This window comes from Pseudomonas sp. LBUM1670 (genome assembly GCF_059695695.1).
Map to the genome: position 1 here is coordinate 1,751,516 of NZ_CP166783.1, position 25,452 is coordinate 1,776,967.

Annotated in this window: 24 protein-coding genes; 14 read left to right on the top strand and 10 right to left on the bottom strand. The window is 60.0% G+C overall.

What is annotated here, in order from left to right; genetic code table 11:
* Positions 1 to 44: 44 nt before the first annotated feature.
* The 8 genes from cobU to ACA073_RS08080 all read left to right on the top strand — a co-directional run bounded on the left by cobU (position 45) and on the right by ACA073_RS08080 (position 5,503).
* Entirely contained in the window at positions 45 to 566 is a 522-nt protein-coding gene (cobU, locus tag ACA073_RS08045; protein ID WP_497402816.1) for a bifunctional adenosylcobinamide kinase/adenosylcobinamide-phosphate guanylyltransferase, read from the top strand.
* The gene (gene cobT / locus ACA073_RS08050; protein WP_497402817.1) at positions 563 to 1,618 is read left to right on the top strand and encodes a nicotinate-nucleotide--dimethylbenzimidazole phosphoribosyltransferase; all 1,056 of its coding nucleotides are present in this window, start codon (positions 563 to 565) and stop codon (positions 1,616 to 1,618) included. Before cobU ends, cobT begins: the two co-directional genes overlap by 4 nt.
* Positions 1,615 to 2,190, top strand: a complete 576-nt coding sequence (cobC, locus tag ACA073_RS08055; protein ID WP_497402818.1) for an alpha-ribazole phosphatase family protein — start codon at positions 1,615 to 1,617, stop codon at positions 2,188 to 2,190. The genes cobT and cobC overlap by 4 nt, the downstream gene beginning before the upstream one ends.
* A gap of 2 nt (positions 2,191 to 2,192) precedes the next feature.
* On the top strand, positions 2,193 to 2,924 hold the full coding sequence (locus tag ACA073_RS08060; RefSeq protein WP_497402819.1) for an adenosylcobinamide-GDP ribazoletransferase: 732 nt from the start codon (positions 2,193 to 2,195) through the stop codon (positions 2,922 to 2,924).
* Between the two features lie 187 nt (positions 2,925 to 3,111).
* A complete protein-coding gene (locus ACA073_RS08065) occupies positions 3,112 to 3,516 on the top strand; it encodes a MarR family winged helix-turn-helix transcriptional regulator (RefSeq protein ID WP_497402820.1) in 405 nt (134 codons plus the stop codon).
* Positions 3,517 to 3,568: 52 nt separating this feature from the next.
* Positions 3,569 to 4,777, top strand: a complete 1,209-nt coding sequence (locus ACA073_RS08070; RefSeq protein ID WP_497402821.1) for an MFS transporter — start codon at positions 3,569 to 3,571, stop codon at positions 4,775 to 4,777.
* A complete protein-coding gene (locus ACA073_RS08075; protein WP_263596738.1) occupies positions 4,774 to 4,896 on the top strand; it encodes a hypothetical protein in 123 nt (40 codons plus the stop codon). The genes ACA073_RS08070 and ACA073_RS08075 overlap by 4 nt, the downstream gene beginning before the upstream one ends.
* Before the next feature lie 55 nt (positions 4,897 to 4,951).
* The gene (locus ACA073_RS08080) at positions 4,952 to 5,503 is read left to right on the top strand and encodes a glutathione peroxidase (RefSeq protein WP_497402822.1); all 552 of its coding nucleotides are present in this window, start codon (positions 4,952 to 4,954) and stop codon (positions 5,501 to 5,503) included.
* A gap of 253 nt (positions 5,504 to 5,756) precedes the next feature.
* Here ACA073_RS08080 and ACA073_RS08085 read toward each other — a convergent pair whose 3' ends face one another.
* The 3 genes from ACA073_RS08085 to ACA073_RS08095 all read right to left on the bottom strand — a co-directional run bounded on the left by ACA073_RS08085 (position 5,757) and on the right by ACA073_RS08095 (position 8,155).
* A complete protein-coding gene (locus ACA073_RS08085; protein ID WP_497402823.1) occupies positions 5,757 to 7,028 on the bottom strand; it encodes an OmpP1/FadL family transporter in 1,272 nt (423 codons plus the stop codon).
* Between the two features lie 145 nt (positions 7,029 to 7,173).
* On the bottom strand, positions 7,174 to 7,656 hold the full coding sequence (locus ACA073_RS08090) for a hypothetical protein (RefSeq protein WP_008033583.1): 483 nt from the start codon (positions 7,654 to 7,656) through the stop codon (positions 7,174 to 7,176).
* A gap of 274 nt (positions 7,657 to 7,930) precedes the next feature.
* Positions 7,931 to 8,155: a hypothetical protein gene (locus tag ACA073_RS08095; protein ID WP_008031832.1), complete on the bottom strand. Its 225-nt coding sequence runs from the start codon at positions 8,153 to 8,155 to the stop codon at positions 7,931 to 7,933.
* 986 nt (positions 8,156 to 9,141) lie between these two features.
* Between ACA073_RS08095 and ACA073_RS08100 the strand changes: the two genes are divergently transcribed.
* Positions 9,142 to 9,465: a sel1 repeat family protein gene (locus ACA073_RS08100; protein WP_497402824.1), complete on the top strand. Its 324-nt coding sequence runs from the start codon at positions 9,142 to 9,144 to the stop codon at positions 9,463 to 9,465.
* A gap of 175 nt (positions 9,466 to 9,640) precedes the next feature.
* Positions 9,641 to 11,005, top strand: coding sequence for a DNA recombination protein RmuC (locus ACA073_RS08105; protein ID WP_497404007.1), 1,365 nt, complete (start codon positions 9,641 to 9,643; stop codon positions 11,003 to 11,005).
* A gap of 151 nt (positions 11,006 to 11,156) precedes the next feature.
* On the opposite strand, the gene ACA073_RS08110 is transcribed toward ACA073_RS08105, so the two are convergent.
* Both ACA073_RS08110 and ACA073_RS08115 read right to left on the bottom strand, forming a co-directional pair.
* The gene (locus tag ACA073_RS08110; RefSeq protein ID WP_497402825.1) at positions 11,157 to 14,627 is read right to left on the bottom strand and encodes a hybrid sensor histidine kinase/response regulator; all 3,471 of its coding nucleotides are present in this window, start codon (positions 14,625 to 14,627) and stop codon (positions 11,157 to 11,159) included.
* A 242-nt stretch (positions 14,628 to 14,869) separates the two neighbouring features.
* Positions 14,870 to 15,409, bottom strand: coding sequence for a TetR/AcrR family transcriptional regulator (locus ACA073_RS08115; RefSeq protein ID WP_497402826.1), 540 nt, complete (start codon positions 15,407 to 15,409; stop codon positions 14,870 to 14,872).
* 91 nt (positions 15,410 to 15,500) lie between these two features.
* On the opposite strand from ACA073_RS08115, the gene ACA073_RS08120 reads away from it, so the two are divergent.
* The 4 genes from ACA073_RS08120 (at position 15,501) to ACA073_RS08135 (ending at position 20,292) form a co-directional block, all read left to right on the top strand.
* Positions 15,501 to 16,703, top strand: coding sequence for an MFS transporter (locus ACA073_RS08120; protein ID WP_497402827.1), 1,203 nt, complete (start codon positions 15,501 to 15,503; stop codon positions 16,701 to 16,703).
* Positions 16,704 to 16,747: 44 nt separating this feature from the next.
* The gene (locus ACA073_RS08125; protein ID WP_497402828.1) at positions 16,748 to 17,059 is read left to right on the top strand and encodes a cupin domain-containing protein; all 312 of its coding nucleotides are present in this window, start codon (positions 16,748 to 16,750) and stop codon (positions 17,057 to 17,059) included.
* Between the two features lie 106 nt (positions 17,060 to 17,165).
* Positions 17,166 to 18,317: a TDT family transporter gene (locus tag ACA073_RS08130; protein ID WP_497402829.1), complete on the top strand. Its 1,152-nt coding sequence runs from the start codon at positions 17,166 to 17,168 to the stop codon at positions 18,315 to 18,317.
* Between the two features lie 100 nt (positions 18,318 to 18,417).
* Positions 18,418 to 20,292: an MFS transporter gene (locus tag ACA073_RS08135; RefSeq protein ID WP_497402830.1), complete on the top strand. Its 1,875-nt coding sequence runs from the start codon at positions 18,418 to 18,420 to the stop codon at positions 20,290 to 20,292.
* Positions 20,293 to 20,417: 125 nt separating this feature from the next.
* Here the strand turns inward: ACA073_RS08135 and ACA073_RS08140 are convergent, their stop codons facing one another.
* From ACA073_RS08140 to ACA073_RS08160, 5 genes are all read right to left on the bottom strand, one after another.
* On the bottom strand, positions 20,418 to 21,344 hold the full coding sequence (locus ACA073_RS08140) for a GGDEF domain-containing protein (protein WP_497402831.1): 927 nt from the start codon (positions 21,342 to 21,344) through the stop codon (positions 20,418 to 20,420).
* Positions 21,345 to 21,717: 373 nt separating this feature from the next.
* Positions 21,718 to 22,458, bottom strand: coding sequence for a YciK family oxidoreductase (locus tag ACA073_RS08145; protein ID WP_008031809.1), 741 nt, complete (start codon positions 22,456 to 22,458; stop codon positions 21,718 to 21,720).
* A 190-nt stretch (positions 22,459 to 22,648) separates the two neighbouring features.
* Positions 22,649 to 23,320, bottom strand: coding sequence for an N-acetylmuramic acid 6-phosphate phosphatase MupP (gene mupP / locus ACA073_RS08150; RefSeq protein ID WP_214381707.1), 672 nt, complete (start codon positions 23,318 to 23,320; stop codon positions 22,649 to 22,651).
* A gap of 4 nt (positions 23,321 to 23,324) precedes the next feature.
* Positions 23,325 to 24,023: a bifunctional 2-polyprenyl-6-hydroxyphenol methylase/3-demethylubiquinol 3-O-methyltransferase UbiG gene (gene ubiG, locus ACA073_RS08155; protein WP_497402832.1), complete on the bottom strand. Its 699-nt coding sequence runs from the start codon at positions 24,021 to 24,023 to the stop codon at positions 23,325 to 23,327.
* Positions 24,024 to 24,080: 57 nt separating this feature from the next.
* A complete protein-coding gene (locus ACA073_RS08160) occupies positions 24,081 to 25,415 on the bottom strand; it encodes a TRZ/ATZ family hydrolase (protein ID WP_497402833.1) in 1,335 nt (444 codons plus the stop codon).
* Between the last annotated feature and the right edge of the window lie 37 nt (positions 25,416 to 25,452).

Consider the following 25,452-nt stretch of genomic DNA (forward strand, 5'->3'; position numbering starts at 1 on the left):
GCGAAAGCGGCAGTCGCCTCACCGAATATTTAAAGGATGTAACCATGCTGCAACTGATCCTCGGCGGCGCCCGCTCCGGCAAAAGTCGCCTGGCCGAAAAACTGGCAACAGACAGTCAGCTCCAGGTGACCTACATCGCCACCAGCCAACCGCTGGATGGTGAAATGAACGAACGGGTCGCCCACCACCGCGCCCGTCGTCCGGCCGAATGGGCGCTGATCGAAGAGCCCGTTGAACTCGCCCGTGTCCTGCGCGAATCCGCCCGCGCCGATCGCTGCCTGCTGGTGGATTGCCTGACCCTGTGGATGACCAATCTGCTGATGCTCGACGACACCGAGTGCCTGGCCGCCGAGCGCGAAGCCTTGCTGGACTGCCTGGATGAATTGCCGGGTGAAATCATTTTTGTCAGCAACGAGACCGGAATGGGTGTCGTGCCGCTGGGCGAACTGACTCGCCGCTACGTCGATGAAGCCGGTTGGCTGCATCAAGCTCTGGCCGAACGCTGTCAGCGAGTCGTCCTGACCGTCGCCGGCCTGCCCCTGACTTTGAAAGGAACTGCGTTATGACTCAATCCTGGTGGCTGAACCCGTGCAAGCCGATTGACGCCCAAGCCGTCGAACAGGCCCAAGCACGGCAACAGCAGCTGACCAAACCCGCCGGCTCCCTTGGGCGGCTCGAGTCGGTGGCGGTGCAATTGGCCGGGTTGCAGGGGCAGGTGAAGCCGAGACTGGATCAGCTGTGGATCGCGATTTTTGCCGGTGACCATGGCGTCGTCGCCGAAGGTGTGTCGGCGTTTCCCCAGGAAGTCACCGGGCAGATGCTGCACAACTTCGTCAGCGGTGGCGCGGCGATCAGTGTGTTGGCGCGCCAACTCGGCGCTTCCCTCGAAGTGATCGACCTCGGCACGGTGACGCCATCGTTGAATCTGCCGGGCGTGCGTCACCTGAACATCGGCGCGGGCACCGCGAATTTTGTTGAAGGCGCGGCCATGACTCAAGCACAGGGCGAACTCGCCTTGCAGGCCGGTCGTGACAGCGTGCAGCGTGCGCTCGCGGCGGGCGCGCAGTTGTTCATCGGTGGCGAGATGGGCATCGGCAACACGACGGCGGCCAGTGCGTTGGCCTGTGCGTTACTGGATTGCCCGGTGGTGCACTTGACCGGGCCGGGCACCGGCCTGAACGCGGCGGGTGTCAGCCATAAAGCCCAGGTCATCGAGCGAGCTTTGGCCTTGCACAGTGCTCAGCGTGGCGACGCGCTGCAAACCCTGCTCAATCTCGGCGGTTTCGAAATTGCAGCGTTGGTCGGCGCGTATCTGGCGTGTGCCCAGGAAGGCGTCGCAGTGCTGGTGGACGGGTTCATTAGCAGCGTCGCTGCGTTGGTGGCGGTGCGCTTGAATCCTGGCTGCCGCCAGTGGCTGTTGTTTGGTCATCGCGGCGCCGAGCCGGGTCATCGTCACGTGCTGGAAACCCTGAACGCCGAACCCTTGCTGGACCTCGGTCTGCGTCTGGGCGAGGGCAGCGGCGCCGCGTTGGCCGTGCCGTTGCTGCGCCTGGCGTGTGACCTTTACGGGCAAATGGCGACGTTCGCCGAAGCGGCCGTGGCGGATCGTCCGGCATGACCTTGCGCCTTGACCTGTTGCGCCACGGCGAAACCGAACTCGGCGGCGGCCTGCGCGGCAGCCTCGACGATGCGTTGACCGACACAGGTTGGGCGCAGATGCGCGCGGCGGTGGTCGATCAGGGGCCTTGGGATCGCCTGGTCAGTTCGCCGTTGCAACGCTGTGCGCGGTTCGCTGAAGCGCTCGGGACGCAACTGGGTTTGCCGGTGCAGCTGGATAAAGATCTGCAGGAACTGCATTTCGGCGCGTGGGAAGGGCAGAGCGCGGCGGCGTTGATGGAAACCGATGCCGAAGCGCTGGGCCTGTTTTGGGCCGACCCTTATTCGTTTACGCCACCTCAAGGGGAGCGGGTCGAGGATTTTTCGACGCGGGTATTGGCGGCGGTCGCTCGGTTGCAGGTGGCGTATGCGGGCGAACGTGTGTTGCTGATCAGCCATGGCGGCGTCATGCGTTTGTTGCTGGCGCAGGCGCGGGGCTTGCCTCGTGAGCAATTGCTCAACGTTGAAGTCGGCCATGGTGCGTTGTTTTCTCTGAGCGTCGAGACTGGCGTCATTCTCAAGGAAGCGAGCTGATCATGTTGCCGTTCTGGATCGCCCTGCAATTTTTGAGCAGTCTGCCGATTCGTCTACCGGGCATGCCGGCGTCTCAGGAATTGGGGCGCTCGCTGCTGTTCTATCCATTGGTCGGGCTGCTGTTTGGCGGGATTTTGTGGGCGCTGAACTGGCTGTTGCTCGGCACACCGTTGTTGCTGCACGCGGCGTTGTTGTTGACGGTTTGGGTGTTGCTCAGCGGAGCGTTGCACCTCGACGGTCTGGCTGATAGCGCTGACGCCTGGCTCGGTGGATTCGGCGACCGCGAGCGCACGCTGACGATCATGAAGGATCCGCGCAGCGGTCCGATCGCGGTGGTGACGCTGGTGCTGGTGTTGCTGCTGAAGTTCGCCGCGGTGCTGGCGTTGATCGAGCAACAGCACAGCGTTTTTTTGATCATCGTTCCGTTGATTGGCCGCGCTGCGTTGTTGGGGTTGTTCCTGACCACGCCGTATGTGCGGGCGGGTGGTTTGGGGCAGGCGCTGGCGGATCATTTGCCGCGTTTGGCCGGTAAACAGGTGCTGGCGGTCAGTGCGCTGGGTTGTGTCCTTATTTCAGGCCTGAGCGGTGTTTGGGCGCTGGTGCTCGCTGCACTGGTTTTCGTCTGGTTGCGGCAGGTGATGCTGCGACGATTGGGCGGGACGACGGGCGATACGGCGGGGGCGTTGCTGGAATTGCAGGAGATGGTGGTGCTGGTTGGTTTGGCATTGACCTGATGTTTTTTGCGGTGGATGTGCTGGCCCCTTCGCGAGCAAGCCCGCTCCCACAGTGGATGTGTGGTGTTCCACTATCGCCTAATCAATGCAAAAACCTGTGGGAGCGGGCTTGCTCGCGAAGGCGATCTCCCTTACAACGAGAATTCTGAAACTTGCTTTCATTTAACCGCGGGTATATACACGCACCATGCTCGACTCCCAATGTTTATGCATCAACCTGCGTCGCGCCGCCCGTGGCGTCAGCAGGCACTACGACGGCGCTCTCGACGGCTTCGGAATCAACGTTGCCCAGTATTCTTTGCTGTGTAATCTGCAGCGTCTGAATCAACCGAGTATTTCCACCCTGGCGGAAGCCATGGGCCTGGACCGCAGCACTCTCGGTCGTAATCTGCGAGTGCTGGAGGGCGAAGGCCTGGTGATGCTGGTCGAGGGCGAAGACATGCGCAATCGCATCGTCAAGCTGACCGAGGCCGGTGCTGAACGGCTGACGGCGGCCCTGCCAGCCTGGGAGGCGGCGCAGCAGCGACTGGTTGATCGACTGGGTGCCGAAAAACGCGAAATCTTGCTGAAGCTGCTGGACGAACTGGCCTGACGCCGGTTTTTCCGATCTTAAGCGGGTATATACCCGCTACCGGAGAATAAGAATGACATCGATGTGGCGTACTTGCGGTTGGGTTCTGTTGGGGAGTGCGCTGATCCTTGCGTTGTCTCTGGGGGTGCGACACGGCTTCGGGCTGTTCCTGGCGCCGATGAGTGCCGAGTTCGGCTGGGGGCGTGAGACGTTCGCCTTTGCCATCGCCTTGCAGAACCTGATCTGGGGGTTGGCGCAGCCCTTTACCGGCGCGTTGGCCGACCGTTTCGGCGCGGCGAAAGTGGTGCTGATCGGTGGCGTGCTCTACGCACTGGGCCTGGTGTTCATGGGGCTGTCGGACTCGGCAGTGACCCTGTCGTTGAGCGCCGGTCTGTTGATCGGCCTCGGTCTGTCGGGCACGTCGTTCTCGGTGATCCTCGGCGTGGTCGGCCGCGCGGTGCCGCCGGAGAAACGCAGCATGGGCATGGGCATTGCCAGTGCCGCCGGTTCGTTCGGTCAATTCGCGATGTTGCCCGGTACGCTGGGGTTGATCGGCTGGCTCGGCTGGTCGGCGGCATTGCTGGTGCTGGGCTTGCTGGTCGCGCTGATTGTGCCGTTGGTGAGCATGCTCAAGGACAATCCGTTGCCGGTCCTCGGCCATGAGCAGACCCTCTCCGAAGCATTGCGCGAAGCCTGTTCCCATTCGGGATTCTGGCTGCTGTCGTTCGGCTTTTTTGTCTGCGGTTTCCAGGTGGTGTTCATCGGCGTGCACTTGCCGGCGTATCTGGTGGATCAGCACTTGCCCGCCACAGTCGGCACTACGGTGCTGGCGCTGATCGGCTTGTTCAACATTTTTGGTACTTACACGGCAGGCTGGCTCGGCGGGCGGATGTCCAAGCCGCGTTTGCTCACCGGTCTGTATGTGCTGCGGGCGGTGGTGATTGCGCTGTTTCTGTGGGCGCCGGTCACGACCACCACGGCATATCTGTTTGGCATGGCCATGGGTTTCCTGTGGCTGTCGACCGTGCCTTTGACCAACGGCACCGTAGCGACCTTGTTCGGCGTACGAAATCTGTCCATGCTCGGTGGGATCGTTTTCCTGTTTCACCAGCTCGGATCGTTCCTCGGCGGCTGGTTGGGCGGGGTGGTGTATGACCGAACCGGGAGCTATGACTTGATCTGGCAGGTAGCGATTCTCTTGAGTCTGTTGGCGGCTGCCCTGAACTGGCCAGTGCGTGAGCGGCCGGTGGCGCGCCTGCAAACCCGGATGAGTGCGACATGAACAGCCTCTGGCCACGAATCGCCGTGGCAGCGGGTGGCGTCTTGTTGCTGGCCCTGGCGTGGTGGGGCTGGCATCAGGGCGGGCTGGCGTTGATGCAATTGGGCATGGGCGCTTGCTAGCACGATGTGAGGGCGAGTAAGTTCGTTGCAGACGACTTCTCAAGGAGGCATGGACATGCTGATGCGCTGGCTTGCCGTTCCCGCGTTACTGGTGGCGTTTACCGGATTGTCACAAGCCACGGAGTGCCCGGAGCTTTTGCAAGGCTCGTTGCCCAAGCTGCGTGCCAAGGAAACGATCGACCTGTGCCAGCGCTTCGCCGGTAAACCGCTGGTGGTGGTCAATACCGCGAGCTTTTGCGGTTTCGCCCCGCAATTCAAAAGCCTGGAGGCGCTGAATCAGCGTTACAAGGGGCAGGGTCTGGAGGTGATCGGTGTGCCTTCCAATGACTTCAAGCAGGAATCCAAGGACGGCGAGGAAACCGCCAAGGTTTGCTACGTGGATTACGGCGTGACCTTCACCATGACCGAGTCGCAGAAAGTGCGCGGTGATGATGCGACTCATCTGTTCCAGGTCCTCGCTGAGCAGAGCGATGAGCCGAAGTGGAACTTCTACAAATACGTGGTCGATCGCAAGGGCAAGGTGATCGCCAATTTTTCCAGCCTGACCACGCCTGATGACCCCGAGTTTATCGAGGCGGTGGAAAAAGCACTGGCCTCGCAACCCTGATCGATAGTCGAGTCCTGAAATAGGTTTACACCGCATTTCATTTTGTAGGAGCGAGCTTGCTCCGGGCGGCGTTCCGACGAAAAACCCAAGGTCGCCACGGGGCATCTGGTTTTACGCATTATCGTTCACGACCATCGCGAGCAAGCTCGCTCCTACAGTGTTTTCGAGACTCACTAAAAAAGCCCCGCTTCTGTACAAGAGAGCGGGGCTTTTTTGATTCAAGCGGCGAGTGGTTCAGACTCGCCGCGAATCATCAGAAGCGGTAAGTCGCACCGACACCGAAACCGTTCGCCGAGTTTTCGTACTTGGCGCTGTAGGTTTGGCGGCCGTTGTCGTCGTTGATCTTGACCGACTCTTCGACCAGGTACGAATACGCGACATCGATGGTCAGATCGTCGGTCGGGCTCCAGCCAGCGCCCAGGCTGAAAACCTTGCGATCGCCAGTCGGGATGCGTGGGGAACGATTTTCGTTGTTGGTCGGAGCCTGATCCACCGAGAAACCGGTGCGCAGAACCCACTGCTTGTTCAACTGGTAGGCAGCGCCGATGGCGTGAGCCCAGGTGTCGTGCCAGTTCTGTGGCTCGCCGATGGTGCCAAACCGGTTGGCCAGGGCGGCAGGAACGCCACTGTTCTCAACGCTGATTTCTTTCAGGCGGCTCCAGCGAGTCCAGGTGCTGCCTGCGTACAGAGTCCACTGGTCGTCCAGCTGGTGAGTGACCGAGAAATCGACCGACTCAGGGGTGGTGATGTCCAGCGACGCGTCGTACTTCTGGTTTGGGTTTTGACCCAGGCCGGCGAGCACGCTGTAGTTGACCTTGGTATCACCCTCGAGCGTGTACTTCACTTTCGAGTGGTAGGTCAGGCCGACGCGAGTGCTGTCGGTGGCTTGAACCAGGATGCCGACGTTGTAACCCAGTGCGGTGTCGTCACCCTTGATTTTGACTTGACCGTCCGGAGCGAGCGGACTTGGCGAAATGTTAAGGCTCGATTCCAGCTTGCCGTCAATGCGGTTGATGGTCGGACCGAAACCGATCGATACCTTGTCGTTGAAGGCGTAGCTGACGGTTGGCTGCAGGGTGACGATTTTGACTTCACTTTTGCTACCGAAATAACGGCCGGCAAAATTGTTCTCGTAGTCGGTCACCAGGCCGAATGGCGCGTATACACCGATACCGAATGCCCAATGGTCGTCGATTGGCTTGACGTAGTAGCCCATTGGAACGGCGATAAAGGGAACCATATCGCCGTCATTGCTGCCACCACGGCTGCCGCGGGCGTCGCTGATATCGGTATGTGCATCGAGAAATGCAGCACCGCCGGTGACTTGTTCGCGCTTGAGGCGCGCCATGCCGGCAGGGTTGCCAAAAACTGTGCTTGCATCATCGGCAGAAGAAGATCGCCCGGCAAAACCTGTACCCATCCCGCTGATGCTTTGTTCGTTGATGGCATAGCCACTTGCAAAGATCTGGGTGGATGCCAAGGCAGCGGCGAGAGTAAGGGTGGTGTTGAATATTACTTTTTTCATTATTAGAGTTCCTGATGATCACCGGGGCGGAAATTACCAACATTTTCGTCCCGGCGCCATAGGCTGTATGGCTTGATTTAGAGCGGTTTTGTAGGACAATCCAACCAAATTCGCGACGTGTTGCGCGGTCTTCCGAAAAGGCGGATCAGCAGGCGACCTGATTCAGCGGTGAAACACAGGTTTGCCAGGCATAGGTGAAGTCTCTCAGGCGTCCTTGGGGCTGGAAGGTCTGGCGCCAGATGCGGGCCATTCCCAGCAGGTCGTCTGCTTCGGGGAGCGGAGTGTTCTGTTCTTCGACCAGCAGCCAGGCGATGGCTGTGGCATAACGCAGGTTGACGGTCAGTTCGAGGTGCGGGCCACTCAGAAAAGCATGTTGGCTGGCCAGACCGCGGACCAGGCTGGCGCGTTCCGGATCAAGTGCCAGGTAATGATCCCAGAGTGCCTGGTGGCGGGGTTCGGCGATTCGGTACAAGCCGTGTCCACGGCGGTCATGCAGGGCGGAACCAAGGGCTGACTGACTGGCGGCGATGCCCAGCAGCAGGGATTCGGCGGTTGCGCTATGGCGTCCCAGGTAAATCAATGTCGGACGGATCACATAACGGCACAGTTCGCTGGCAGCGATACCCATAAAACCCTCGAACATGAAGTGGTCGGCGAGTCCTGAAGGTAGCGTTGGCAGCGGGTGGATCGAATCAGGCTCGCCGGAAGCGGAACAAGCCGCTTGAGTTGAAGTGTAGTGTCATATTCGCGCTGTAAAGGACTGTTTTTAAAATATTTCCGGCAGCCAGTTATAACCGTTATATCGGTTAGTGCTTACGCGGTGGTAGAAAAAAGAGAAATATCAGGCAATAAAAAGCCCCGCTTTTCAGCGAGGCTTCTGGGGTTTTCAGCCTTCTGGCGTATCAGGCAACCAGTGCCTGACGGGTACGCTCGATCACGGCCTGCAGCGGCTCGGCGCTGGAGTATTGATCGGGGTACAGACGTTCGCTGTGACGAGCGATGCCGTGTTCGTTGACCAGGGTGAAGCTGAAGCAGCCTTTGCGAGCGGCCATGATCAGGCAGTTCATTGGTGCAAAAGCGTTGGTTAGGGTGCGGATGGCATCCTGAGTGTGGATTTGAGTAGTCATTAATGGGTGTTCCTACAAGCGACACGGATAAGAACCGTGCAAAGTTAAAACGTTCCAGTGACGACGACCACCATTGGTCGAACGAAGAACCCGACTGGAACAAAGCAGCCAGTTTGAAGCGCTGATTAAATTGGCGCGCTTGGGCTGGCAGGTAGGTACTTAGGAGGGCAGGCAACACATCAAGGGCAAAGGTTCTGGGCCCGGGGTGAAGATCCTGATCAATTTGCAGGCTGGTTCGGTCAGAGTAAGTGAGCTTCGCAACACCCTTTGCTTTCGATTCAAAGGCAGTGTTGACGCAAGGTTTACCTGGAAACCATCGAGGTGGTCGATCCCGCTTGTTCGGTTGAAGCTTCCTGTTGGAAGGCAGACCGGGGGGATTTGTTCGACCAGAATTGACTTTCAGCTTGGTACTAACGCCGCGGATACTATCGGATTGAACTGCAGAAGGGAAGTGTGTTAGCCAAAAACATTTTCTGAACGCCGTCGCTCAGCTGCTAATTGGGGGGCTTCATCCGCCGTTTTGCCCTGCAATAGCACAAAATCCGACGGTCGGTCGGCCACGTTCATCGGACCAGAGTCTGCGTGGACCAAGGGTTTGCCAGGGTTTATCCCCAGACCGGGTAGCAAAATGCGCCGAAAAAGCGCATCGATATAACTGCCTCGAAGGGACTTGTGCACATAAGTTGCGCGAGTTGTCACCCCACTGTCATCTAGCCTTCAAGCGCAGTGGATGCCTGTAACCAAAATTTAAGTCAATGAAAAGCATCGCTTTTTTTTACTGGTGAAAAAATCGTCAGTTTGACTGCGAGCCCCATTCCACAGGGCTTTGCGAGAGTTCAGGGGCGGTTGTCCACTGAGTTATCCACAGCTTCTGTGGATTGTCCCGAGCGCTTGCTCTAGGACGGGTGTGCCGGTTTTTTTTAGACTTTACCTGTAAGAAAAAAAGAGTAGAGTGGCGCGCCTTCCGATCTGCCCCACAGTGTTTTATGAAGTTTCGCTCAGTACCCGTTTCCGTAACCTCTACACCTCCCCAAGTGACCCCGCCCAAGCGCTTTTCGATGCGTGTGGCCGAGTGGCTGCTGGACAGCCCGCGCCTGGGCGAAAACAGCAACGTCAAACACTTCGCCGGACGTTTGCTCAAGCAGCCGGCCCGCGAAGGTGTCGTGGCCGCGCAAAGCCGTCTCGGCCAGTTGATGTGCCGCGAATGCGGGAATGCCCGGGATCGTCGTATCGGCCAGGACCTTTTGCGTCAGGCCGCGCGCGCAGGGGATCGACGCGCCCAACGGGAACTGGGTCTGATCGAAGACTGAGCTGTCCAAGACCTGACACCTTGGTTAACCTTCAAGTTTTATCGAATGGGCAGGAATGGCAATGGCGATGGACTTGACCAGCATATTGCTCGGTCTGGCAGGGGCTGCACTGCCGTTGTTGGCATTGGCCTGGCAACTTCAGCGCCGGGCGAGCGCCACGCAGTCGGATGTTGCGCTGCTGGAAGAGCGTCTGGCCATGGCCCATCTGGCCCAGGATGGATTGAACGCCCAACTCGAAGCCTGTCGCGACGAAATCGCTGATCTGGGGCAGGCCAATGGCGCCAAACAGGCTGACCTCGCTGCGGTTCGTCGTGAAGTCGAACTGCTGCAGATCGAACGCGATGACGCCCGCGACGCCGCCCATGCCTGGAACATCGAGCGCGCCGGTAAAGAGGCTGAGTTGCGTCGTCTGGATGCCCAGGCCGCTTCCCTCAACGCCGAGCTGCGCGAGCAACAGGAAAGCCATCAGCAACGCCTCAACGACCTGCAAGGCTCGCGAGACGAATTGCGTGCCCAGTTCGCCGAACTGGCGGGCAAGATCTTCGACGAGCGCGAGCAGCGTTTTGCCGAAACCAGTCAGCAGCGTCTGGGACAGTTGCTCGATCCTTTGAAGGAACGCATCCAGTCGTTTGAAAAGCGCGTCGAGGAAAGTTATCAGGCCGAGGCGCGCGAGCGCTTCTCGCTGGCCAAGGAGCTGGAGCGTCTGCAACAGCTGAACCTGCGCCTGAGCGACGAAGCCACCAACCTGACCCGCGCCTTGAAAGGCCAGAAAACCCAGGGCAACTGGGGCGAGCTGATTCTTGAGCGGGTGCTTGAACACGCCGGCCTCGAGAAGGGCCGCGAGTATCAGACCCAGGTCAACCTCAAAGGCCCGGACGGTGAACGGTTCCAGCCAGACGTGATCATTTATTTGCCCGGCGACAAGCAGGTGGTGGTCGACTCCAAGGTCAGCCTGACGGCTTATCAGCAATACGTGGCGGCGGAAGACGATACCATCGGCCAGATCGCCATCAAACAGCACGTGCTGTCGCTACGCACTCACGTCAAAGGCCTGGCCGGCAAGGATTACAAGCGTCTCGACGGCTTGCACAGCCTGGATTTCGTCTTGCTGTTCGTGCCCATCGAAGCGGCATTTTCCGCGGCGTTGCAGGCGGAGCCGACCCTGTTTCAGGAGGCCTTCGACCGCAACATCGTGATCGTCAGCCCGACCACGTTGCTGGCCACCCTGCGTGTCATCGACAGCCTGTGGAAGCAGGAGCGCCAGAGTCAGAACGCCCGGGAAATCGCCGAGCGGGCAGGGTGGCTGTACGACAAGTTCGTGCTGTTCATTCAGGACCTGGATGAAGTCGGCAATCGCCTGCAGCAACTGGACAAGGCCTACAGCTCGGCGCGTAACAAGTTGACAGAGGGTCGCGGCAATCTGGTCAGCCGCAGTGAGCAGCTCAAGTTGCTGGGCGCGCGGGCGAGCAAGAGCTTGCCGGCGGACCTGCTGGAGCGGGCGATGACCGATGTGGATGGGTTGGCGGAATTACCGGAGTAGCCGAAAAGCGAAAAGCGAAAAGCTAAAAGCTTCGCGAGCAAGCCCGCTCCCACATTTGACCGCATTCTACTGAAGGAACTCGGTCAAATGTGGGAGCGGGCTTGCTCGCGAAGACGGCAGTGGCGGCCCCACAAGATTCAAGCCTGCCGTACTACAACGGCAAATGCCGACTCAACAACGCCCGCAACGCCGCCGGTTTCACCGGTTTGGCCAGGTAATCCAGCCCCGCCGCATGCACTCGGGCGATCGTTTCCGGGTGTCCATCGGCGCTGATCACCACGCCTGGCACCGGCTCGCCCAGGCGGGTTCGTAACCAGGCCATCAAGTCCGTCCCGGTCTCGCCATCGTCGAGGTGGTAATCCACCAACGCCAATTGCGGACGCATGCCATTGCTCAGCAGCGCCGCGCATTCGTCGCGGTTTCGCGCCGTCCAGACCTGACAACCCCAGCGGGTCAGCAGGCTGTTCATGCCGATCAGGATGCTGTCTTCGTTGTCGATGCACAGTACCTGCGCGCCGCTCAGAAGTTTGCCGTTGAGTTCGGTGACGTTGGCCGGCGCCGCGATTTGCGCCTTGGCCAACGGCACGCTGACGCTGAACACGCTGCCGCGACCCGGCCAGGAGCGCACTTGCAGGGTGTGGCCCAGAACGCGACACAGTCCGTCTGCAATCGCCAGGCCCAGGCCCAGGCCTTTCTCGGCACGGGTCTGGTGGCTGTCCAGGCGTTTGAATTCTTCGAAAATCACTTTCAGTTTATCTTTCGGGATCCCCGGCCCACGGTCCCAGACTTCCAGGCACAGTTCACCCTTGTGCCGACGAACCCCCAACAGCACCGGCCCCTTGGCGTAGCGGAAGGCGTTGGTCAGGAAGTTCTGCAGGATCCGTCGCAACAGTTTGATGTCGCTGTCGACCCGCAGCGTACTGCCTCGAACCCTGAATTTGAGCCCTTGGTCTCGGGCCAGCACCTTGAATTCTGCGCCAAGAATGTCGAACAGCTCGTTGAGCACGAATGGTTTCGGGGCCGGGTTGATCTTGCCGTTTTCCAGGCGGGAAATGTCCAGCAGATCGCTGATCAGGTCTTCGGCCGAGCGCAGTGACGAGTCCAGGTGATGAACCAGTTTCTGCGCTTCGCCGGACAAGCCATCGTCCTGATGGGACAGGGCCGCGGAAAACAGCCGCGCGGCGTTCAACGGCTGCATCAGATCGTGGCTGACCGCCGCGAGAAAACGGGTTTTCGACTGGTTGGCCGACTCGGCGGTGCCCTTGGCTTCGGTCAGGGCCACGTTGAGTTGCGACAGCTCGTGGGTGCGCTCGGTGACTCGCCGCTCCAGGCGTTCGTTGGCTTCGGTCAGCGCCTGTTCGGCTTCGCGGAACGCGGTGATGTCGGTAAAACTCATGACGAAACCGCCGCCCGGCATCGGGTTGCCGATCAACTCGATCACACGGCCATTGGGGAACAGTCGTTCAGAGGTGTGGGCGCGGCCCTGACGCATCCAGTGCAGGCGTCGGGCGACGTGCACTTCGGCTTCGCCGGGACCGCACAGACCGCGCTCGGCGTTGTAGCGAATGATGTCGGCAATCGGCCGCCCAACGCTGATCAAGCCGTCCGGGTAGTTGAACAGCTCCAGATAACGCCGGTTCCACGCCACCAGTCGCAACGATTGGTCGACCACGCTGATGCCTTGCGTAATGTTCTCGATCGCGCCTTGCAGCAGCGCGCGATTGAACTGCAGCACTTCAGAGGCTTCGTCGGCGATACGGACGACATCCTCGAGTTGCATTTCCCGACCTTCGATGGCGGCCTTTACCACCGCGCGTGTCGAAGAGGCGCCAAGCACACCGGCCAGCAAGCGTTCGGTGTGGGCGATCCATTCACCGTCGGCGTTCTGATTCGGGTTGAAGCCTTTGCCCTGGCGGTAGGCGAAACGGATAAAACTCTGACGGGCGCGTTCTTCCCCGACAAACCGTGCCGCCAGTTGCAGCAGATCGTCGATCTGCACCGACAGCATCGAGCGGGCGCTGGGGCGGGCACTGATTTCCTGGCCAATGAATCGACCGGCCTGCCAGTGTTCCGAAACCCGTGTGCGTGACAGCACCGATACCCAGGCGAACAGCGTGAAGTTGGCCGCGAGGGACAGCACCACGCCTTGGGTCAGCGGGGTGAGCGGCAGGTTCAGCGGGTTGCTGTGCAGCCACGCCAGGCCGGGGAAACTGCTCAACGACAAACCGAGGCTGTGGGCGGCAATCGGCAGAATCAGCGTGTAAAACCACAGGAATGTCCCGGCGGCGAGGCCGGCGAAGACGCCGCGGCGGTTGGCCTGTTTCCAGTACAGCGCGCCGAGCATGGCCGGTGCCAGTTGGGTCACGGCGGCGAAGGCGATCTGGCCGATGGTCGCCAGGCTCGCGGTGGAGCCCAGAAGGCGATAGCTGACGTAGGCCAACAGCAAAATCACCACGATGCTGACGCGACGCACCGAGAGCATCCACTGACGGAACACTTCGAACGGCCGCTCGGCGTTGTTGCGGCGCAGCAACCACGGCAACAGCATGTCGTTGGAGACCATGGTCGACAGCGCCACACTGGCGACAATCACCATGCCGGTCGCCGCCGAAGCGCCACCGATAAAGGCCAGCATCGCCAGCGCGGGGTGGGCTTGCGCCAGTGGCAGGCTGATGACAAACGAGTCCGGCAACACCGAACTGGGCAGCAGCATCTGACCGGCCAAAGCAATCGGGACGACGAACAATGCCGCCAACGCCAGGTACGCCGGGAAGACCCACTTGGCCAGGCGCAAATCCTGTGGGTCGATGTTTTCCACCACGGTCACGTGAAACTGTCGGGGCAGGCAAATGATCGCCATCATCGCCACACCGGTTTGCACCACCATCGACGGCCAGTTGATGGTTTCCTTCCAGTACTCTTCGAGGCGCGGTGCGAGCATCGCCTGATTGAACAGGTCGTCGAAACCGTCGTACAGGCCGTAGGTCACAAACGCGCCGACCGCAAGAAACGCGAACAGCTTGACCAGTGACTCGAACGCAATCGCCAGCACCATGCCGCGGTGGTGTTCGGTGGCGTCGAGGTTGCGGGTACCGAACACAATGGTAAACAACGCGAGCACCAGCGACACGATCAACGCCGTGTCCTGGGCGCGAGTACCCATGGCGTCGGCACCGGCACCGATCAGCAGGTTCACGCCGAGCACAATGCCTTTGAGCTGCAGCGCGATGTAAGGCAGGACGCCGACCAGACAGATCAACGCCACGACAATCGCCAGTGACTGGGATTTGCCATAACGGGCGGCGATGAAGTCGGCAATGGAGGTGATGTTCTCCTGCTTGCTGATCATCACCATTTTTTGCAGGACCCACGGCGCGCAGACGAGCAGCAGGATCGGCCCGAGGTAGATCGGGAGGAACGACCAGAGTTGTTCGGCGGCCTGGCCGACGGCGCCGAAGAATGTCCAACTGGTGCAATAGACCGCCAGCGACAGGCTGTACACCCAGGCGCGCATCCGCGGTGGCAACGGCGCACTGCGCCGGTCACCGTAGAAGGCGATGGCGAACATGACGGCCATATAGGCCAGGGCGACGGCGGCGATCAGCCCGCTGGACAGCGACATGGGAACTCCAGACAAAAGACACCACCCGGGACTTCCGCCCGGACAGACAGTCTCGCATGACCGTCTGCGTTAGTCAGTGTCGACCAAGGTCGTGGCGTGGCGGGGTGTCGCAGGGGGAGTGACAGTCAGATTTTTGGTGTTTGTGCTGGCCTCTTCGCGAGCAAGCCCGCTCCCACATTCGACCGCGTTCTTATGGGAGAAACCGGTTAAATGTGGGAGCGGGCTTGCTCGCGAAGGCGGCCTCACTGACTAAACGCAATCTCTATCAACCGATGCAATTCCTCCACCGCCAAAGGCGCTGGCGAGAACAGAATGCGAAACACCGTAGGCGCTGCCACCAGATTAATCAGTCGATCAACACTCGGTTTCTGCTGATCAGGATAACGATCCAGAATCGTCTGCAACTGCCCGCCAATGAGAGTCGCGCAAAAACCTGGCGTCGGGCTCGATTGCACATCACGGAGCATGTTGCGCCCGGGTTCGGAACTCATTTCGTCCAGATACTGTTCCGCCCACGCGTGCACATCCCCGCGCAGGCTGCCGGTGTTGGCCGGCTCACTGTCAGGCTGCATGCGTGCGAGGGCGACATCTGCCAGCAACACCGACAGATCCCCCCAGCGCCGGTAAATGGTCGACGGCGTAACCCCGGCGCGTGTGGCGATTTGCGGGACGGTCACGGTGGCGCGGTCCTGTTCTTCCAGGAGCGCGCGGACCGCCGAATGAATCGACTCTTGCACCCGGGCACTGCGGCCACCGGGGCGTAAACCTTCTTTAATAGCCATGGCGCGGACCTTAACACAAAGAATTTGCTTTAAGAGCTGGCGAGTAGCACACTCTGCAAAAGCAAAAAGTTAGCTTTTGTGGAGTGTACGCATGTCGAATTCAGCTTCCAACCGTTCAAGCCTGTGGTTTCTGGCGATCACTTTACTGAGTTTTCTCGCCGCTTCCACGGCGCCGACGCCGTTGTATCACTTGTATCAGGAGCAGCTGCAATTCTCGGCAGCGACCCTGACCGTGATTTTCGGCGTGTACGCCATCAGTTTGCTGGTGGCGCTGCTGACGGTCGGTTCGCTTTCGGATCATCTGGGGCGCAAGCCGGTTATTTTCACGGCCGTCATACTGAACCTGCTGGCGATGTTGCTGTTTATCAATGCTGACAGTGTGGCGTGGTTGATCAGTGCGCGAGTACTTCAGGGGTTTGCGACCGGGATGGCCACCGCCGTATTGAGTGCCGCGCTGCTGGACACCGATCGGCAGCAGGGGCCGCTGGTCAACAGCGTTGCACCGTTGCTCGGCATGGCGATTGGCGCCATGGGTTGCGGCTTGCGGGCCGAGTTTGCGCCGCTGCCGTTGCAGTTGACCTATTGGGTGCTGCTCGCGCTGTTTGTGATGCAGGCGCTGTACGTCTGGCGCCTGCCGGAAAGCGTCAGCCCGCAACCGGGGGCATGGGCCTCGTTGCGTCCGACCCTGCATGTACCGACCCAGGCACGCTCCACCTTGTGGCGGGTGTTGCCGTTGAACATCTCGACTTGGGCGCTCGGCGGTTTTTATGCCTCGCTCGCTCCCTCGCTGTTACGCACGGCCACCGGCTCAACCTCGAATCTGATGGGGGGAGCGGCAGTAGCGGCATTGACAGTGACCGGCGCGCTGATGATCTTCACCCTGCGTAACCAGCCCGCCGCCAAAGCGCTGATGTTCGGCGGCACATTCCTGCCAACGGGCGTCGTGTTGCTTTTACTGGGCGTGCACAGCGCCAGCCTGCCATTGTTTTTCCTTGGCACACTGGTGGCCGGTTGCGGATTTGGCGCCGGTTTCCTGGGGGCGGTGCGCAGTCTGGTCCCACTGGCGCTGCCCCATGAGCGGGCAGGGTTGATGTCGGCATATTATGTGCTGAGTTACCTGGCGTTCTGTTTGCCGTCGTTGCTGGCGGGGAGTCTGACGCGCACCTTCGGTCTGGTGGCAACTACCGACGGCTATGGCGCGGTGCTGATCATCCTGTCGGTTGGTGCGTTGCTGGGGTTGATGCGCCATTTGATGCGCCAGCAGTCCATCAAAGTCTGTAGCGCCGATGTTTAATGACCGCTAGCCTTGGCATCGCCTTTCATCCCGACGGACCGCCCATGAAAATCATCCGCAGCCAATCCTTTACCGCTGACCGTGCCTGGGGCGCGCTCGACATCGCCAACATGAATGGCATCACCACCCGTTTGCACTGGACCGATCAGCCCTATAAATGGCACATCAATGACGGCCAGGAAGTGTTCGTCGTGCTCGATGGCCAGGTGCGGATGCACTACCGCGAAGAGGGTCGAGAGAAAGAGGTGGTGTTGGGTGTAGGCGATATCTTTTACGCCTCCGTGGGCACCGAGCATGTGGCGCATCCGCTGGGTGTGGCGAGGATATTGGTGATCGAATCGGAAGGCAGCGTCTGATGCTATATCTGCAAAACAGATAACAGTTAGAGATATTACCCGTTATATCGATATTCGATTCGGATCTACCATGGACTCCACCTCAACAGAGGACAGGAGTTCGACCATGACATGCCCTAATACCGCCAGACCCGGCATCAAACCCTTCAGTCATTTGCAGCATCCACGCGAGGTGATCCGTCAGTTCACCCCGAACTGGTTTGCCGCGACCATGGGCACCGGCGTATTGGCGTTGGCGCTGGCGCAGTTGCCGGTCGCGAGCCCCGGTTTACACGCGATGGCTGAAGTCCTTTGGCTGTTCAATATCGTTCTGTTCGCTTTATTCACGGCGCTGTACGCGGCACGTTGGGTGCTGTTCTTCGACGAAGCGCGACGAATTTTCGGCCATTCCACGGTATCGATGTTTTTCGGCACGATCCCCATGGGTTTGGCGACGATCATCAACGGATTTCTGTTGTTCGGTCTGCCGCGCTGGGGCGAAGGCGTGATTCATGTTGCCGAAGTGCTGTGGTGGCTGGATGTGGCGATGTCGCTGGCGTGTGGTGTACTGATTCCTTACATGATGTTCACCCGTCAGGAACACAGCATCGATCAGATGACCGCCGTCTGGCTGCTGCCGGTGGTGGCTGCGGAAGTGGCGGCGGCCAGCGGTGGCCTGCTGGCGCCGCACCTGGCCGATGCCCATTCGCAACTGGTGGTTTTGGTCACCAGCTACGTGCTCTGGGCATTTTCCCTACCGGTAGCGTTCAGCATTCTGACGATCCTGTTGCTGCGCATGGCGCTGCACAAGCTGCCCCACGAAAACATGGCCGCTTCGAGCTGGCTGGCGCTCGGCCCGATTGGCACCGGGGCGCTGGGCATGTTGCTGCTGGGCGCCGATGCGCCGGCGATTTTTGCCGCCAATGGTTTGCCGGGCATCGGTGCGATCGCCGCCGGATTGGGGTTGGTGGCCGGGATCACGTTGTGGGGCTTTGGTCTATGGTGGATGTTGATCGCGTTGTTGATCACCGGTCGTTACCTGCGCGCTGGCATACCCTTCAATCTCGGCTGGTGGGGTTTCACCTTTCCGCTGGGCGTCTATTCTCTGGCAACGATGAAACTGGCCAGCACCTTGAATCTGACGTTTTTCAGTGCCTTTGGCTGTGTGCTGGTGGCGATGCTGGCGGTGATGTGGCTGATCGTCGCCAAACGCACGGTGCAGGGTGCATGGCGGGGCGAGTTGTTTGTCTCGCCGTGCATTGCAGGATTGAAGAAATAACCGGCAAAGATTAGGTAAGGTGTGGCCTGGATTGACGTGCGACATTCCAACAATAGTATCCACGCCATCATCAGGCTTTCCAACTTCAGGAACATGGAAGATGAGTCACCCCTCACAGTTCAGTTTGCTTCGCACTCGGCGTTTCCTGCCGTTTTTCGTGACCCAGTCCCTCGGGGCGTTCAACGACAATGTCTTCAAGCAGTCGCTGATCCTCGCCATTCTGTACAAGTTGACCCTCTCGGGTGATCGTTCGATCTGGGTCAATCTGTGTGCGCTGCTGTTTATCCTGCCGTTCTTTCTGTTTTCGGCGCTGGCCGGGCAGTTTGGCGAAAAGTTCGCCAAGGACGCGCTGATTCGTCTGATCAAACTTGGGGAAATCGCCATCATGGCGGTCGGCGCGGTCGGGTTTGTCTTCGATCACCTGTCGCTGATGCTGCTGGCGCTGTTCGCCATGGGGACACACTCGGCGCTGTTCGGGCCGGTGAAATACTCGATCCTGCCCCAGGCCTTGCACGAAGAAGAACTGGTGGGCGGCAACGGTCTGGTGGAAATGGGCACCTTCCTGGCGATCCTCGCCGGGACCATCGGCGCCGGGGTCATGATGTCGTCCGCGCATTACGCGCCCATCGTGTCCACGGCGATCATCGGCATTGCAGTGCTTGGTTATCTGGCCAGTCGCAGCATTCCACGGGCGGCGGCCTCATCGCCGGAAATGCGCCTGAACTGGAACATCTTCAGTCAATCCTGGGCCACTTTGAAACTGGGCCTGGGGCAAACCCCGGCGGTGTCGCGCTCGATTGTCGGCAACTCATGGTTCTGGTTTGTCGGGGCGATTTACCTGACGCAAATCCCGGCCTATGCCAAGGAATGGATGCACGGCGACGAAACCGTGGTGACGCTGATTCTTACCGTGTTCTCGGTGGGTATCGCACTGGGTTCACTGCTTTGCGAAAAACTGTCCGGACGCAAAGTCGAGATCGGTCTGGTGCCGTTCGGCTCGTTTGGGCTGACCGTGTTCGGCTTGCTGCTGTGGTGGCATTCCGGCGGAATTCCCGACAGTGTCAACGGCCATGGCTGGATCGAGATTCTCGGCTTTGGTCACACCTGGCTGGTGTTGATCGACATTCTCGGTCTCGGGGTTTTCGGCGGTTTCTACATTGTGCCGCTGTACGCCCTGATCCAGTCACGCACTCCGGAGAACGAGCGGGCGCGGGTGATTGCCGCCAACAACATTCTCAACGCGCTGTTCATGGTGGTCTCGGCGATTGTTTCGATCGTGTTGCTGAGCCTGGCCAAGTTGTCGATCCCGCAGTTGTTCCTGGTGGTGTCGCTGCTGAACATCGGCGTCAACGCCTACATTTTCAAAATCGTCCCCGAGTTCAGCATGCGCTTCATGATCTGGCTGCTCAGCCATTCCATGTACCGCGTGGAGCATCGCAACCTGGAGGCGATTCCGGATGAAGGCGCGGCGCTGCTGGTGTGCAATCACGTGTCTTTCGTCGACGCGTTGCTGATCGGCGGCGCTGTGCGTCGGCCGATTCGCTTTGTGATGTATTACAAGATCTACAACCTGCCGGTGCTGAACTTCATCTTCCGCACGGCCGGTACGATTCCGATCGCGGGACGTCAGGAAGACATTCAGATTTACGAAAAGGCCTTCACGCGCATCGCCCAATACCTGAAGGACGGTGAGCTGGTGTGCATCTTCCCTGAAGGCAAATTGACCGCCGATGGCGAGATCAACGAGTTCAAGGGCGGGCTGACGCGGATTCTCGAAGAGACGCCGGTGCCAGTGATTCCGTTGGCCTTGCAGGGGCTGTGGGGGAGTTTCTTCAGTCGCGATCCCGACAAAGGCGTATTCCGTCGGTTGTGGTCGCGGGTGACCCTGGTGGCGGGGTCGGCGGTGGCGGTCGAGGTGGCAGAGCCGGCCAGGTTGCAAGGGTTGGTCGGGGAGTTGCGTGGCGCTGTGCGCTGACTCCCGTAGGAGCGAGCTTGCTCGCGATGGACTCAAGAGCGCCGTGTTATAGCCAGTAAATACGCGTTATCGTTAACGACCATCGCGAGCAAGCTCGCTCCTACAATTCCCCCGCCGGCGAGCCTTCAGCCCGCCATTGCCAAGCGGTTGCGTCCTTCGCGCTTGGCCACATACAGCGCGCTGTCGGCCCGTCGCAACAGGCTTTCGACTGACTCGCCGGGCAGCAGGGTCGAACAGCCGAGGCTGACGGTCAGCCCGATACGTTTGCCGTCGGCCAGATAATCCTTGGCCTGCGCGGCAAACCGCAGCCGCTCGCCGACCATGGCCGCCGCCTCGCGGCCGGTGTTGGACAGCAGAATCAGGAACTCTTCGCCACCGAAGCGGAACACCATGTCGACGTTTCGCAGCTGGCTTTTGATCGAAGCTGCAACGGCTTTGAGCACATCATCGCCGGCGCTGTGGCCGTGGTTATCGTTGATCTGTTTGAAGTGGTCGATGTCCAGCATCAGCAGCGACAAGGGTTGCAGATGCCGACGCGACATGTCGATTTCCCGTTGCAGCGTCTGGTCCATGGCAATGCGGTTGCCGGTGTCCGTGAGGGGGTCGCGCAAGGCACTTTGGGTGGCGGCGCGGTAGAGCAGGGCATTGCGCATCGGGTACAGCAATGCGGACAGCAGCGACTCAAGGTTGCCCTGTTCCTGCTCGCTGAAACGCTGATTGCGGCGGAATACCAGTTCGCCCAGGTGCTCGCCTTCATGGCTGAGGGTGTAGCTGATCGAGTGGTGACCGCGCAGACCGAATTCCAGGCGCAAGTCGCTGGCCTTGTGCTGGTAGCTCAAGGCATCGAGCGGCACGAGTCGTTGAATTTCACGGAAGAAGAGCCCGAGAATGCGTTGTGGCTCAAGACTGGTTTGCAGTTGCAGGCTCAGTTGCTGGCGCAATTGCGCAAGACTGATCGGCCTCTTCATAAGGGGGGGCTGTTGACCAAAGCCCAGGCGTTGCAATTTGGCGCTATCGAAGTCAATTGCGTTGGTCTGGGAAGGTGATTTCATATGGCGTGCGCCCCTAAGCAGTAAGGCTGTCTTACAGGCTGGGTGAGAGCGGCTTTGGGCTGCGCGTCATACTGGTCCATCAGTCCCGTAGGACATTTGGCGCAAGTCTAATCTGCTTTGTCGAAGATTAGTAACCTAATGACGCGAGCGTCGGCCCATCTGCTTTCACACAGCGTGTCTAAGCAGATGTAGAGCGAAAGTCGTGCCATTCGGTTCATTCGGATTAAAAGGTTTGTAAATCAATATTTTGGGCAATGTTCGGACGGTTTTTGCCTCGTCCAGTGACATTTGTTTGACTGGGGTAAACGGTAGTTATGATGTTTTTTGAGTGCCGTGACGGAAATTCGCCACGGCACAAATGCGACGCACGGCGTTACTGGGCGTTGAACGCCTGGCCGTTGATGCCGGTGCTGTCCGGACCCATCAAGTAGAGGTAGACCGGCATGATCTCCTCGGGAGTCGGGTTGTTCAGCGGGTTTTCACCGGGGTAAGCCTGGGCGCGCATGCTGGTGCGGGTGGCACCGGGGTTGATGCTGTTGGAGCGCACCGGGGCCACGGTGTCGACTTCGTCGGCCAGGGTTTGCATCAGGCCTTCGGTGGCGAATTTCGAGACGCCGTAAGCGCCCCAGTACGCACGGCCCTTGCGCCCGACGCTGCTGGAGGTGAACACCACCGAAGCGTCCTGCGACAGCTTCAGCAGCGGCAACAGCGTGCTGGTGAGCATGAACATGGCGTTGACGTTGACTTGCATGACACGCATGAAGTTCTCGCCGGACAGTTGCTCGATCGGCGTGCGCGGACCAATGATCGATGCGTTGTGCAGCAAGCCGTCGAGGTGGCCGAATTCGGTTTCGATCATCGCCGCCAGCTCATCGTATTGATGGGGCAGGGCGGTTTCCAGATTGAACGGGATCACGGCCGGTTGTGGATGGCCGGCGGCCTCGATTTCGTCATAGACCTGAGTCAGGTTGGCTTCGGTCTTGCCCAGCAACAATACGGTGGCGCCATGGGCGGCATAGGTTTTCGCAGCGGCAGCGCCGATACCGCGACCAGCGCCGGTGACCAGAATGACCCGGTCCTTGAGCAATTCAGGGCGGGCGGAATAATCAAACATAAAAAACCTCAACACAATTCAACAATAAGGCGGACACCGGACCTGTGGCGAGGGAGCTTGCTCCCGCTGGGCTGCGGAGCGGCCCCTCTACCTGCCGCCGCATTCTGTCAGGCATCCTGCGTTTTTAGGTTTTACGACTGCTTCGCAGCCGAACGGGAGCAAGCTCCCTCGCCACAAAAAGTGGTTCGGCTCAGCAGCTGCAGAGGGCGCTATCCAAAACCTTGCGCAACTCCAGCGGATGATCAACCACCACATCCGCCCCCCAATGCCGCGGGTTATCGTCCGGATGAATATAGCCATAGGTCACGGCGGCCGTCCGGGTGCCGGCGTCGCGGCCAGACTCGATGTCACGCAGGTCATCACCCACAAACAGCACGCTGGCCGGATCCAGGTCGAGCATCTTGCACGCCAGGATCAATGGCTCCGGGTCCGGTTTGCTGTTCTTCACGTGATCCGGGCAGATCAACAGTGCCGATCGCTCGGCCAGCCCCAGTTGCTGCATGATCGGCTCGGCAAACCGCAACGGCTTGTTCGTGACCACGCCCCAGATCAGGTTGGCTTTCTCGATGTCGGCCAGCACTTCGGCCATGCCGTCGAACAACTTGCTGTGAACGGCGCAACCCGCGAGATAACGCTCAAGGAACTCCAAACGAAGTTCTTCGAAGCCCGGAGATTCCGGGTCCATGGAGAAGGTCACAGCAACCATCGCCTTGGCGCCGCCGGAGATCTCGTCGCGGATGTGCTTGTCATTCACCGGCGGCAAGCCACGGTCGGCACGCATCGCCTGGCAGATCGCAATGAAGTCCGGCGCGGTGTCGAGCAGGGTGCCGTCCATGTCGAAAAGAACTGCTCTGATACGCATCGGCTTACTCCTCGCGCAGGGTCTGGATCATGTAGTTGACGTCCACGTCGGAGGCCAGTTTGTAGTGCTTGGTCAGCGGGTTGTAGGTCAGGCCGATGATGTCCTTGACGGTCAGGCCAGCCATGCGGCTCCAGGCACCCAGCTCGGAAGGGCGGATGAATTTCTTGAAGTCGTGAGTGCCGCGCGGCAGCAGCTTCATGATGTATTCGGCGCCAACGATGGCGAACAGGTACGCCTTCGGGTTGCGGTTGATGGTCGAGAAGAACACCTGGCCACCCGGTTTGACCATTTTGAAGCAGGCGCGGATCACGGACGATGGGTCCGGCACGTGCTCAAGCATTTCCAGGCAAGTGACCACGTCGAACTGCTCTGGCATTTCTTCGGCCAGGGCTTCGGCGGTGATCTGGCGGTATTCGACGCTCACGCCGGATTCCAGCTGATGCAGTTGAGCGACGGCCAGCGGCGCTTCGCCCATGTCGATGCCCGTCACGGTCGCGCCGCGTTGGGCCATGGATTCGCTGAGGATGCCACCGCCGCAACCGACGTCGAGAACCTTCTTGCCAGCCAGATGGACGCGCTCGTCAATCCAGTTGACCCGCAGCGGGTTGATGTCGTGCAGCGGTTTGAACTCGCTTTCGCGGTCCCACCAGCGATGGGCCAAGGCTTCGAATTTGGCGATTTCGGCGTAGTCGACGTTACTCATGGTTCATCCTCTAAAACTTGAAAAATCCTGTTGCCCCGCCGGTTGGCTCCGGGGTGCTTACGATTCGTTGTGGCCGCTGATGCGCTGGCCCCAGGCTTTGGCTGTGGCGCAAAGCTGTTCTTCATCCAGGCGGGTCAGGCGACGGTCGTCGAGCAGTTGCTTGCCACCCACCCAAAGGTGTTTCACACAGTCGCGACCGGTGGCGTATATAAGCTGCGAAACCGGGTCGTAGACCGGTTGCTGTGCCAGGCCGGAAAGGTCGAACGCGACCATGTCCGCGGCTTTGCCGATTTCCAGCGAGCCGACCTCCGCCTCGATCCCCAGCGCCCGGGCGCCGTTGAGCGTGGCCATGCGCAGGGCGCGATGGGCGTCCAGTGCGGTGGCCGAGCCGGCGACGGCTTTGGCCAGCAGGGCGGCGGTGCGGGTTTCACCGAGCAGGTCGAGGTCATTGTTGCTGGCCGCGCCATCGGTGCCGACGGCCACGTTGACGCCCGCCTGCCACAAACGCTCCACCGGGCAGAAACCGCTGGCCAGTTTCAGGTTCGACTCCGGGCAATGAATCACATTAGTGTTGCTTTCTACCAGCAGCGCCAGGTCTTCATCGCTGATCTGAGTCATGTGGACCGCTTGGAAGCGCGGTCCCAACAGGCCAAGGCGCGCCAGTCGGGCCAGAGGGCGTTCGCCGCGCTGCTCGACCGCCTGCTGCACTTCGAAGGCGGTTTCGTGGACGTGCATGTGGATCGACGCGTCCAGCTCTTCGGCGATCACCCGGATTTTCTCCAGGTTTTCGTCGCCCACGGTGTAAGGCGCGTGGGGGCCGAAGGTGACTTTGATGCGCTCGTGGTGCTTGAGATCGTTGAACAGTTCGACGCCCTGACGAATGGCCTCGTCCGCCGTGCTGGCGCCCGGGATCGGGAAGTCGAGGATCGGAATCGCGATTTGCGCGCGAATGCCGCTGTTATGCACGCGTTCGCTGGCAACCTTCGGGAAGAAATACATGTCAGAGAAGCAGGTGATACCACCTTTGATCTGTTCGGCGATGGCAAGGTCGGTGCCGTCGCGTACAAAGGTTTCATCGACCCACTTGGCTTCGGCCGGCCAAATGTGGTTTTCCAGCCAGGTCATCAGCGGCAGATCGTCTGCCAGGCCGCGGAACAGCGTCATCGCCGCATGCCCGTGAGCATTGATCAGGCCGGGGCTGAGCAGCATGTCCGGCAGTTCGCGAACTTCGGTCGCGTCAAGCTTCAGCGCAGCCGCGCGCGGGCCGATAAAGACAATGCGCCCGTCGCGGATGCCCAGGCCATGCTCTTTGAGGACAACCCCAGCGGGTTCGACGGGTACCAGCCAGGTCGGCAGCAATAACAGGTCGAGCGCAGCGGCAGTGTTCGGCATCGAGAGTCGGTTCCAGTGCTTTTGTAAAGGATGGCGA

What these genes read in the sequence shown, in the direction of transcription:
- cobU (WP_497402816.1), top strand. Translation starts at nt 45, where the DNA reads ATGCTGCAACTGATCCTCGGCGGCGCCCGCTCCGGCAAAAGTCGCCTG.
- cobT (WP_497402817.1), top strand. Translation starts at nt 563, where the DNA reads ATGACTCAATCCTGGTGGCTGAACCCGTGCAAGCCGATTGACGCCCAA.
- cobC (WP_497402818.1), top strand. Translation starts at nt 1,615, where the DNA reads ATGACCTTGCGCCTTGACCTGTTGCGCCACGGCGAAACCGAACTCGGC.
- ACA073_RS08060 (WP_497402819.1), top strand. Translation starts at nt 2,193, where the DNA reads ATGTTGCCGTTCTGGATCGCCCTGCAATTTTTGAGCAGTCTGCCGATT.
- ACA073_RS08065 (WP_497402820.1), top strand. Translation starts at nt 3,112, where the DNA reads ATGCTCGACTCCCAATGTTTATGCATCAACCTGCGTCGCGCCGCCCGT.
- ACA073_RS08070 (WP_497402821.1), top strand. Translation starts at nt 3,569, where the DNA reads ATGACATCGATGTGGCGTACTTGCGGTTGGGTTCTGTTGGGGAGTGCG.
- ACA073_RS08075 (WP_263596738.1), top strand. Translation starts at nt 4,774, where the DNA reads ATGAACAGCCTCTGGCCACGAATCGCCGTGGCAGCGGGTGGCGTCTTG.
- ACA073_RS08080 (WP_497402822.1), top strand. Translation starts at nt 4,952, where the DNA reads ATGCTGATGCGCTGGCTTGCCGTTCCCGCGTTACTGGTGGCGTTTACC.
- ACA073_RS08085 (WP_497402823.1), bottom strand. Translation starts at nt 7,028, where the DNA reads ATGAAAAAAGTAATATTCAACACCACCCTTACTCTCGCCGCTGCCTTG.
- ACA073_RS08090 (WP_008033583.1), bottom strand. Translation starts at nt 7,656, where the DNA reads ATGGGTATCGCTGCCAGCGAACTGTGCCGTTATGTGATCCGTCCGACA.
- ACA073_RS08095 (WP_008031832.1), bottom strand. Translation starts at nt 8,155, where the DNA reads ATGACTACTCAAATCCACACTCAGGATGCCATCCGCACCCTAACCAAC.
- ACA073_RS08100 (WP_497402824.1), top strand. Translation starts at nt 9,142, where the DNA reads ATGAAGTTTCGCTCAGTACCCGTTTCCGTAACCTCTACACCTCCCCAA.
- ACA073_RS08110 (WP_497402825.1), bottom strand. Translation starts at nt 14,627, where the DNA reads ATGTCGCTGTCCAGCGGGCTGATCGCCGCCGTCGCCCTGGCCTATATG.
- ACA073_RS08115 (WP_497402826.1), bottom strand. Translation starts at nt 15,409, where the DNA reads ATGGCTATTAAAGAAGGTTTACGCCCCGGTGGCCGCAGTGCCCGGGTG.
- ACA073_RS08120 (WP_497402827.1), top strand. Translation starts at nt 15,501, where the DNA reads ATGTCGAATTCAGCTTCCAACCGTTCAAGCCTGTGGTTTCTGGCGATC.
- ACA073_RS08125 (WP_497402828.1), top strand. Translation starts at nt 16,748, where the DNA reads ATGAAAATCATCCGCAGCCAATCCTTTACCGCTGACCGTGCCTGGGGC.
- ACA073_RS08130 (WP_497402829.1), top strand. Translation starts at nt 17,166, where the DNA reads ATGACATGCCCTAATACCGCCAGACCCGGCATCAAACCCTTCAGTCAT.
- ACA073_RS08135 (WP_497402830.1), top strand. Translation starts at nt 18,418, where the DNA reads ATGAGTCACCCCTCACAGTTCAGTTTGCTTCGCACTCGGCGTTTCCTG.
- ACA073_RS08140 (WP_497402831.1), bottom strand. Translation starts at nt 21,344, where the DNA reads ATGAAATCACCTTCCCAGACCAACGCAATTGACTTCGATAGCGCCAAA.
- ACA073_RS08145 (WP_008031809.1), bottom strand. Translation starts at nt 22,458, where the DNA reads ATGTTTGATTATTCCGCCCGCCCTGAATTGCTCAAGGACCGGGTCATT.
- mupP (WP_214381707.1), bottom strand. Translation starts at nt 23,320, where the DNA reads ATGCGTATCAGAGCAGTTCTTTTCGACATGGACGGCACCCTGCTCGAC.
- ubiG (WP_497402832.1), bottom strand. Translation starts at nt 24,023, where the DNA reads ATGAGTAACGTCGACTACGCCGAAATCGCCAAATTCGAAGCCTTGGCC.
- ACA073_RS08160 (WP_497402833.1), bottom strand. Translation starts at nt 25,415, where the DNA reads ATGCCGAACACTGCCGCTGCGCTCGACCTGTTATTGCTGCCGACCTGG.